This is a genomic window from Promicromonospora sp. Populi (assembly GCF_041081105.1).
Taxonomy (GTDB): Bacteria; Actinomycetota; Actinomycetes; order Actinomycetales; family Cellulomonadaceae; genus Promicromonospora.
Genome location: NZ_CP163528.1, coordinates 5,217,029 through 5,224,924 on the forward strand (window position 1 = coordinate 5,217,029; position 7,896 = coordinate 5,224,924).

3 protein-coding genes are annotated in these 7,896 nt (G+C 59.1%); 2 read left to right on the top strand and 1 reads right to left on the bottom strand.

Annotation, left to right across the window (positions count from 1 at the left end; translation table 11 throughout):
* The first annotated feature begins 1,542 nt into the window (after positions 1-1,542).
* Both AB1046_RS23730 and AB1046_RS23735 read left to right on the top strand, forming a co-directional pair.
* Positions 1,543-5,154 (top strand): hypothetical protein, encoded by a 3,612-nt coding sequence (locus tag AB1046_RS23730; RefSeq protein ID WP_369371732.1) that lies wholly within the window; start codon positions 1,543-1,545, stop codon positions 5,152-5,154.
* 545 nt (positions 5,155-5,699) lie between these two features.
* Positions 5,700-6,287, top strand: a complete 588-nt coding sequence (locus AB1046_RS23735; protein ID WP_369371733.1) for a hypothetical protein — start codon at positions 5,700-5,702, stop codon at positions 6,285-6,287.
* A gap of 791 nt (positions 6,288-7,078) precedes the next feature.
* Here AB1046_RS23735 and AB1046_RS23740 read toward each other — a convergent pair.
* Complete coding sequence (locus tag AB1046_RS23740) at positions 7,079-7,792, bottom strand: hypothetical protein (RefSeq protein ID WP_369375847.1); 714 nt, start codon at positions 7,790-7,792, stop codon at positions 7,079-7,081.
* Between the last annotated feature and the right edge of the window lie 104 nt (positions 7,793-7,896).

Below are 7,896 nucleotides of genomic sequence, written 5' to 3' on the forward strand. Positions count from 1 at the left end.
TAGGGGACTCCACCGCGCGCCCCTTCGGCGCCACGGCCGCACGGGCACAGTCGGCGAGCCGCGATGGCGGACGAGTACGTGGCTGCGTGCAGCGCGACTGACACGGCGGCGAGACAGCACGGCGGCGAGACAGGCACGGCTGCACGGCTAGGGCAGTCGGGCGACTAGACAGAAGGTCCCGCGGACCGCCCCGGAGAAGGCCACACACCTACTGCACAAGTTGTGAGCGGTTCCGTCCGTACGAAACCTTGAGGTGGGTACATGAGTGTCGACAGGAGTGCTGCCGGGCCGGGGGACGACGGGTCTCGCACGCCCGCTGAGCCTCGGGCAGCCGGCTATCGCGCGGGAACTTCCGGCGCGTGTCCTCGATGCGGTAACCCGATCCCGGTGAGGACGACGGGGAGGCCCGCGAGATGGTGCTCGCAGGGGTGCCGGCGTGCCGCGTACGAAGAACGCCGGGCCGCAGCCATCGGAGCCAGCGCCGTCGATGTCGTGGAAACCGTCACGACGACCGAACACGGGCTCGATGAGTGCGTCCGGCGGGTGCAGGCTTCTCCTGTAGCGGCACGCAAGGTACTGACCCACCTGACCAAGCTGCTGGCAGAGGATGGTCTGTGCCACCCGAAGTGGACATCGACTGTGGACGCCGCGGTAATCCTGGCGCGTGCAGTCGGTGCCCGCCGTCGAACCTCCGCGCGCTTCCCTCCACGGGGATATGTCAAACCGGGTTGGTAGAGAACTTCAGCGCAATCTGGCGCCTCAGCGCCGCGCGTCAGCACTCCTTGCAGCAGTCCCCCTTCCGCTGCTGCGTTACGTCAAGCGGCACGACTCCAGACCACGCGGGCGCGGTGGCCCGGCGCCACCCAGCCTGGGCAAGGCGTTAGCCCGTTTCACGTGGGCTCAGACCGAGAAGTGCTTAGCTTCCGGGTCACGGAGGGACCCCGTGAAGCGAGGTAGTGCCGAGTCGTCGGGTAGGTCCTCGCTGCCGTCCTCGGATGCCTGGATCGCGTTCGACAGAGATCACCCGTCGGTCACCCGCTGTGCCGTGCCCCTTGTTCGGGGTCGGTCGTAGGCTGTCGTCCAGCGCTAGGCGCTAACTGGACCGCAAGGCTCAATCGCCGCAGCCGCCGCAATCGTGACCCTGTTGACCTTCGACCGCTTCCTCGCAGTACTCCGCGAAGCCGGTTCCAAGTTCGGAGGTGATCACATGGATGGTTTTGTACTTCTGGGTTTGTTCGCAGACTCGTACTCGATCATTAGCGCGACGGCTGCGGCTTTTGGGCTTTCAAGACAGAGAGAGCGTCGGGCGAACTAGCCCAAACTCGGTCACCGCCGCGTCCTCGCTAGTTTGATCGTGGTGATCGGCACCTAAGCAGACGACCCGTGCGTGGAGGCGAAATGGACCTTGATGAAACTCCGGGGCACCAAGTCCTGAGGGTCGAGGCGGTTGCCTCGTCCCTGGCTTGCCTCGATACGCCATTGCTTGCGTCGACTGTCGCGGACATACTCGCGCAGCAGTCCTCTGTCCGCGAGGACTGACCCGTGGCAGGTATTAGCACCAACAGCATTCCTAAGACCGTCGATGGCCCCTCACTTGTTGCGGCTGCATCCGGGCTGATGCTTCTCCCCGAGAACGCTTCTCGACTGGTGCGACTGCATCGACTTGCGGCACTGGGTATGGCACTGCCAGAAAATGGTGCTCGACCAGTGAGTCCAAGCGCAGTCCGATCGATCTTGAAGCAGGAGGATATCGGCGGTCGGAGTGTACTTGTGCAGGAAGACCCGTACTCAGAAGTTTTGGTACAGAGCGTTAGCTTTTTCGGTGGGCCGTACCTCATCTCGGCTGGATCCGGTGAGCACACGATCGCCGACCTAGAAAACTTCATTAATGCCATATTCCATAAGCCGGGCGTGTCCGACAGCCTACGTGACCAAGCGCGCCACCTGATCCAGGGGCTCCTAACTATCAGTGACATGGTGCTCAAGCGGGCCGGCTTGGCACGAGGGACATCGCCGGAAGGCACACCACAGACTCCCATTGATGTACCGGGAGCCCAGCGGCTAAAGAAACTCACCGAGGCAACGTTCATATCGAACGAGGAACTCGATTCTCAAAGCGACTGGCTGCGCGTGGTTGTTGACACATTCGCTTGCGAGCCAGGACAACTTGTAGATCCATGTGACGGGGATATCACCGATGATCGCCTCTACACCATGCCGTTCCTTCGGCTCGCAAATGGCTATCGGGTTGTACTGCCGCTGGACCTCGCGATCACCATGCGCTTTCACCTTCTGCGATTCGCGCTTGAAGAGGGTCAACTCGAAAAATTAGGAGAGCGCTGGCGGGAAGCGGCTTTTCGACGCTTCTTGAGGTCGCTTCCGCGCGGTTTCTCCGCGAAGTTACTAGAGCAAACCGACTCGATTAGTCGATATCTCCTAAATGTCGATGATAAGCGTGACATCCACGTCATCGTGGCGACTGACCCGCTCGTTGATTGGCAACTAGAAGTCTGGGGTTCCTATAACACAGGGGCAGCATTGAATCGCCTCGCGAGCTTGGTGAACCCTGACGCCCGAAGCACGTACTCCTCGGCCGAAGAACTACTCCATCTTGTTATCACTGACAGTCCCGGCCGAGATTCCTTTTGGGGCATACCTAATGTGGACGGCGCAGATCCGGTGCTCATCGCTCGCGCTGATGACCTTGAGGTAATTCTGCACCACGAGCCGGACAGATTAATCGGCCTGATGCTATTTGCCCAGGCGATAGAGAGTCGATCTGGAGAGTCGTACTCCACTAACATCCTCGACGAGTTCTGCATCTACATTGAGAACGAAAGATCGTTCTATATTTCCGACGAGCGACTGCCCACTCTCATGGTGTTTCAGGCGGGTGACGGGCTGTATCCGCGCAAGAAATTCCACGCAGAGGTAGACCGTCACGGCGTCGCCGCTCCCCAAGTAAGACAGCAAATTCTGCAAGTCCAGCGACTATACGCACGGGATGCGCCAGAGATATTTATTGTCGAGCCGGGTGCTTCATACATTGGATTTGTCGTTGAACTAGGCGACCAAGCGATATTTGTTACCTTCGACGTAACAGAACCCGAACTAGCAAACGTCGAACTAATGCTTCTCGAGTGTGTTGCCTACTGGGTCCGCGAGTGCGCAGTGTGTACGGGCGGTCGAGCGACCCGAGCACCAAGCGAAATCCGCCTCGCGGTAAGCGATTCAGATTCGTGGAAGAGAGTGGGCAATTGGTCGACGGCCGATCCGGCCGTGCGTGTCACGGCAGCTGCACACGGCCACACCATTGAGTTCACGGAGTCCTTCGTTGCACTGCTTCAAGACGCCACGAACACCGCGGAGCGTGAACTCGTTTCCGTGCTCCTGAACAGCCTCTTTGGCATCCCCGAGGGCGACCTAGATTCGATGGTTGACATGGTCGCGCCTTTAGGTCCGAAGCGGATGCTCAATGTCTATAGCCAGAACGGGTCCCCCGATATGGTGGCCGAACACCTTCCCCGACCCTTGACGGGCCACAGCCAGATCACGGCCCGTCTGCTTGACGAACTCGGTGAGTGGCTTAGGTCTCCGACCGGTGGCCGGTTTTCGACCGGACCTCTCGCAGACGAACATAGGGTTGACGCGCTGAACGCCGCGGTCGAGCATCTTTTTGAACGACTTGAGACAGAAGTCGCATCATACGAAGGGCGCAGTCTTCTCGAATTTGTCGTACTCCAGAATGAGGCACTCATACATGACGCGAAGATAAACGCGACGACGCTGAGATCTCGATTGGCGTGTTTCGGCGAACAATCTCATACGGTTGCGGAGCTGGTGGAGCATCGAAAGGACAGCGCAACCGCGCAGCGCGCCAGCCGCTTCTTGATCGAGTACGTGGCGGCACAACCGCCGACCGGAACGCGTGCGATTGAAACCCTCGACTACTACCGGCTTCTGGGCATCGCCAGCGAACTCATCGAGAGAGCGACTATCTCGGACTTTCTTCACTACAAGCTTGCCGATTTCGAGGTCTCGATCCTTGGCTCCGGACGCCTAGGGGTTGGTCGAGAAGAGCCTGTGATCCTAGCTATGGATGCGTACGCCGCGAACTCAGGCACGCGATCAGTTCGCAATGCATTGAGTGGCGAGGTGAGAGACGCCCACGAGAATTTTGACGTCCTGAACTTTATAGCCCACAGTGATGGCGCGATGCGCGCCGAGTTTGGTTTTACCCTCACGGAGCTCCGCGAAGTGTGTGGTGGGCTCCTTGATCTTGCTTCGGGCGATCGCGTGACGCGTATTCGTCGTTCCGAGGCTGTCGCAGAAGTGGGCGCGATGCGAGGTGTTTCGATTAGCGTGGTGACGGCAGTATTTGACGGCATTACTCTCACGCAGCGTCCGTCCTTCCTCAGCATCAAATCAGACGCCTTTCCGTGGCGATTTAACAGAGATAGCTCGTATGTTCGACGACCGTTGGTGCTGCAGGGGAATGACCTGGTCTTCGGCTTTCGAAGCATTTACAGCTTGGGTCCATACTGGGTCGACAACCTGCTGTCGGGTCGGCTGCAGGGACGCGCGAAGACGACTGAGATGCAGAGATGCATCTCAGAGGCGAGACGGAAGATCAACGATGATTTTGCTCGCGCGGTGGCGACCCGACTTGATCAGCTTGGGATGACAACCCGACTATCCGTGAATAAGGTCAGAAAGCGTCGAATTTCTGACTCGGCGGGCAATGACATCGGCGACATCGACATCCTTGCCGTCCACGCTGAGACCCGAACGATCATCGCGGTTGAGGCGAAGGACTTCGAGATCGCACGGACGCCGGCGGAGCTGGCGAACGAGCTTGAGAAGATGTTTTCCGGGAAGAAGGGTAAGAAATCGGCGGTTGAACTCCATAACAGGCGAATTGATTGGTTGCGCGAGCACATCTCTGACGTTGTCTTGGACCTAGGCCTGGATGGTGATGTCAGCGGTTGGCAGGTAATCGGCGTCGTCGTGACGAGTGACCCGCTAATTACACCACTTGTCGCTACAGTTACACTTCCTGTCATCCCACTGGATGATCTTTCACTCGATTCCTTCAATCTCGCGCCCGAGCGTGGGAAGGGTCCTTCAACAAGCAAGAATCGCAGGAGGCGGTAGGTCCTAGTGCAGCGGCGCGTTCCATTAATTGCGCCCGAATCGCACTCTGCCTAGCTGACGGCAGCCCGGCGGCTGCTAGCTAGCAGCTGATTCGAGAGGAGGGGGTGGCACGTGCACGAGCAGCATCCAGTCTTCGTCCCGCCCCCCGTTCGCTTTGGATGCATGCTGCATCCATGAACGACATAGACGCCGCGGGCACTGAGCGAGCGCGGCTGAGCCCTATGCAGGGGGCGTACCGGCAAGAGGTAGGAAGCGGCAACCGGCGAGCAGGAAGCTCATCCGGCACCAGACCACCGATCGCCGGTCGAGGATGCTGCCAAGGCAGATCCTCACGCGCTGTACGGCAAGGCGTACGACGGCACTGTGATGACGGTGGTGGGCGAGGTAACCAACATCAGCGGGCCGCGGCGCTGGTTCGTTGCTCACTATCCGGGCTGGGGTACATGGGTCACCGTCGTGCGCGTCGACACCTGCGAATATCTTGACAGGTGAGGCGGTTCGCAGGTCATGTCCGGAGCTGCGATGGCAGGTGAAACCATCTGGGGATGACTGGATTCTGGGCATGGTTCCACGACGGCTGGGAGATCATTGGCTCCCTTGGTTCGGCCGCTGCTGCGGTTATCGCGGTGCTGCTCGCTACTCATGCGCGGGACGACCGCAAGATTGCTGAAGCTGAGCGCGATGAGGCGCGCCGAGCACAGCGAAGTGCCGAGCAGGCGGAGGTGCGCCGGGATCACGAACGGCAGGCTCGGCAAGTTGCAGTGTGGATCGACACCGATGAGCCGATCGTGTGGGAGTCATGCGCGGAAGGGGCCTCAGAGATCCCGGATTCTTTCCTCAATATCACCAACTACAGCGGTCATCCCATCTTCACTGTCGGGCCCGGCGAAACACTGAGGCCCGAAGATGGGGGACCAAGCTCGATTGGCCCCATGTCGCCGATTCTTCCGCCAGGGGAGTCGCTTAGGTTCAATCTGGGCAAGGTGTTCGCCGGGGGAGAGGATCCAACGGTCCCGTTGTGGTTCTACCGCGACCTGGCCGGTGCGACATGGACCCGTGACCACACTGGTGCTCTCTGCTCGCTTCCTGTCGACGCGCCTTCCTCCGACGGCAGCCCGGACCCGCTGCCGTAAGTCGGGCAACGGAATCGGCCGACGCTGCTCGCTGTCGTTGGCGCCGCCATCGGTACGCCTGCGGTAGCGATACGTACGCGATGTGCTGGTCACGGCACCATCGAAGTTCAGCAAAAGGACGAGACGCTGCGCACCGAGGCGGCAATGTTAAGTATCGATCGTGACCGCGAATGACTCGATCCTCTTACTCAGGACCAATAGCCACTTCATCGGATTGAGCGGGTCACTGATCTCTTGACTCCGAAGGAAATGCCCCGGCCTCTGATGCGCGATGCCACATAGTTGAAGAGCGGCTTGCGCGAAGTTACTTCGGGCATCGTCACTGTTGTGTGCGATTGCATGCCGGACCATTGCCATCGCTTGCAATTCTGCCAGGTTCGAGAGAATTACAGATTCAACGGGGCACGCGTCGAGCCACCTGGCGACCCGATTGGCGACCCTACCCGGGTTATGCCACAGAAGGAATCCCTGACCGTTGAGTAGTTTTGCACGAGACAGTTTCTGTGTGCGCTCCAAAACCTGTCCAGGCGCCGGTCGAGGAGAGTACGTTGAAGTTCCTTTTCCAGCCATCAACCGGATCGTGGTTGACTCGAGGTAGGACTCCCAGGCCGCGAACACCCGCAAATATGCCGCTTCATAAAGAGCCTCGAGCTGTTCCACGGTCAACTGCCGGCGCAGCGAACTGGTCGGTGGTGCAGTTAGCCACAGTGTCTCGGTAGCGGATGCGATTCTGATGCTAGATGCGATTGACCGCATCAGATCCTCTTGCGGCGACCGTCTAGGCATGGGCTCTACTCCGCCGACAGATTCGCCCGATTCCAGAGCTGTTCTAGTCGAACTTGTCGCGGCAAGAGATTGTCCGTCTGGCTCGCGGATGCGATCAACAGATCGCGGTCTCGGCTAGGCACCGACTCGGGTGAAGGCTTCTCGGTAAGGAGTTGGCTTACTTCCTCGACTGCTTCCCAGAGTCTTCTCTTGGACTTTGCTGTGAGGGGTCGTTGGGGGGAATCGAGCTCTGTGACGGCGTTGACTCCGTAGAGACGGTGATAGACGACGCTGAATAGCGAATAGAACAACGCCGGCCGACGGAACGACGAGCGAGGGATCAACTCGCCGACAGATTCTGCGATAGCGCTGAGGGTGGTATCGAAACGCCTAACGGTTTCTTCGCGGTCCAGCCAGATCGCAGGTCGGCGCGAATCTCTTTTTGCTCGCCAGAAGCGCGGATCCGTGCCCCAGTAGTCATCAAGGTTGCCGTAAAACTCGTCCAGGGAGGTCTTCTTGTCCTGGAGCCCGTCTAGAATCAGAACAAACAACTCGCTCGTAAGTTCAGCCTCGGACATGCGTGCAATTGCGCCCTCGGACAGGATTCTGTAACGCCGCCAGAACTCGATGTGCCGATACGAGGTCTCATAGACCGTCGTCTTGAACTGACCGAAGTATCTTCCGTTGCGCAGTTCTTGCCTATTCAATCCAATTGAGTAGGTGTTGAGTCGCGCGAACATCTCCAGAACCGTTGCGTCGTTTATGTTCTGATACTGGTATGTAGTGAACGGGTAATAGAAAATTCCATCTCGGTCACTCGGACCTAGATCGTCCATTGATGCCC